Annotated in this window: 1 protein-coding gene and 1 pseudogene; one reads left to right on the plus strand and one right to left on the minus strand. The window is 43.8% G+C overall.

Features of this window, described 5'->3' with window-relative positions:
• On the minus strand, window positions 1-804 hold an 804-nt coding region (locus tag JHD74_RS25630), incomplete at its 3' end, for a hypothetical protein (protein ID WP_199063861.1).
• A 387-nt stretch (window positions 805-1,191) separates the two neighbouring features.
• Between JHD74_RS25630 and JHD74_RS27145 the strand changes: the two are divergent.
• Window positions 1,192-1,743: pseudogene (locus tag JHD74_RS27145) on the plus strand (IS1 family transposase).
• Window positions 1,744-2,290: the final 547 nt, after the last annotated feature.

Consider the following 2,290-nt stretch of genomic DNA (forward strand, 5'->3'; position numbering starts at 1 on the left):
AGTTGGCATCGTCGGCAGCGTCAGATGTGTATAAGAGACAGACCATGGAGCTATTTTTTTGGAGGGGGTCAACGCATTTGATGCGAGTTCCTTTTCTAGAGCTTGGTACAAGACAGGAGCAGAATCCATAACAAAGGCAAATTGGTTTTCTGAAACTATTTCACCATGAACGGCGTAGTTACAAATGGCTAAAACCTCCAAAATCCCTTGAATGATATTCGGAGAAATATTTTCATTTTTCTGAAGATCACGTATAACCTTATGCATTGGATAGCGACGCGGATCAATACCGTTAAGACGTGAATATTCATTGATTAGTCTCTCAAAAGAGAGACGAACTTTAAATAGATCAATATTCTCTTGTTGAATACCTTGAGTAAAAAATAATCCAGTCTGGTCTGTCTTGACGATACCAAACTCTTTCAGCGTTTCTGCTATATGTTGCTTTATATCTGGAATATCAGCATCGCTCGCTGGGATTGGTGCGCCGCTGTTTATGTGGACATTGCTTGTATTAGAAGAGGAGACGTCAATTGATGATTGAAGCTCAACCTTCATGAGCGCCAATTGATGTGAGATGTCCTTCTTAAGTTGCTCGATATCTTGTTTCAGCTCGAGGCCAAACAGCTTGACTTCTTTAAAAATTGGAGCAAGACAAACAGAAATCCAGACTAAAAACACAACCACATCAAAATACGTAGGGCTCCCACCAAGAAGTTGGTCTTGCCGCAGATAAAGATAGGAGCCTAAAACGATTACAAGGATGCTCCACCAGACGAGTTTGAAGTTATTGGTGTTAAACATAAGTTAACTATCCCTTAAAGATACCTAATTCCCAATACACCGAGTAATTGGCGTGTGACGCACTGAGAAAACTAGTCCATGATCATTGTATTACACCTTGTTTTACCATATTATTCTCTTCTTGCAAAGCCGGTTTTTCTCCTGGATTGAGTAAGGTTTTCTCTCTTCAAAACCACTAGTAAGATGCTGATTTGAGATATTTGTTGAATCAACTCTACGGAAGAACACTCAAACTACTTTGCAGCTAGCATTCCTGGGTAATACTTAGCGACAATATCATTCACACTGACAATCAATTTGTTTTTTTGAATACGACATGTGCTGGTCCTTTCATAAAGAATTTGGGTGGTGCCTCTGATTGCAGGCATTTGATATACTATACAACCTTTGGGGGTTGCCTGTGACTCCGTTAACGTCCATTGTCTGCACTGTGATTCTGTGTTGGTTTACCGTCATGGTCAGAACCCTAAAGGCCATAGTCGTTTCCGTTGTCGTGAGTGCCGCTCCGTATTTCAATTGACCTACACTTATCAGGCCAGAAAGCCCGGCATTAAAGCGAAAATTGTTGATATTGCCTTCTCCGGGATACAGTAAGAACGCTAAAATTCGGTACCAACACTGGTTCTGGTATGCATACAACACCAAAACAGGCTGTGTACTAGCCTAGACCTTTGGGCCCCGCACGGATAAACTTGCCGCGAGTTGCTGGCATTACTGACCCCGTTCAATATCAGCATGATAACCAGTAATGACTGGGGCAGTGATCGCCGGGAAGTCCCGAAGGATAAACATCTGACGGGAAAAATATTTACTCAACGTATTGAACGTAACAACTTGACGTTATGAATCCGTATAAAGCGACTGGTCCGAAAAACAATCTGCTTATCACGGTCGATTGAACTGTATGAAAAGGTCATCGAGAAGTCCATGTTCTACTAATTTGAGGCATCACCTTTTGGCTTTTGCGAAAAATGATAAAACACAAACAAGCAATACTACCTTACTCTCAAACTAAAGTTCACCTACAACGTCCCCCCGCTAAAATGATGTGCTAATGGCATCACAAAAAATGGATTTAATGGATCAAAATGTACTAACTGAGCCATTGTGAATGCCATAATTTTATGAGAATTATGATGGCACGATGTAGATATACAATAAAAATAATTAGCAACATTTTAAAGTTTTTTTCATTCCAACCTTTCCGTAAATTTCGGCCAGTAATGGAGTGACTGTAAATATTTTTTCGCGCCAAATAAGACCACGGACTTCTGGTATTACGAGGGAGTAGCGCCCAATATAAAATCTGGCGATAACATTGAGACTGTCTCTTATACACATCTGACGCTGCCGACGATGCCAACTAAAGGGGGGGGGGGGGGGGGGGGGGGGGGGGGGGGGGGGGGGGGGGGGGGGGGGGGGGGGGGGGGGGGGGGGGGGGGGGGGGGGGGGGGGGGGGGGGGGGGGGGGGGGGGGGGGGGGGGGG

The sequence above is a fragment of the Serratia sp. ASV30 genome (assembly GCF_016428815.1).
In the GTDB taxonomy this organism is placed as follows: Bacteria; Pseudomonadota; Gammaproteobacteria; order Enterobacterales; family Enterobacteriaceae; genus Chania; species Chania fonticola_C.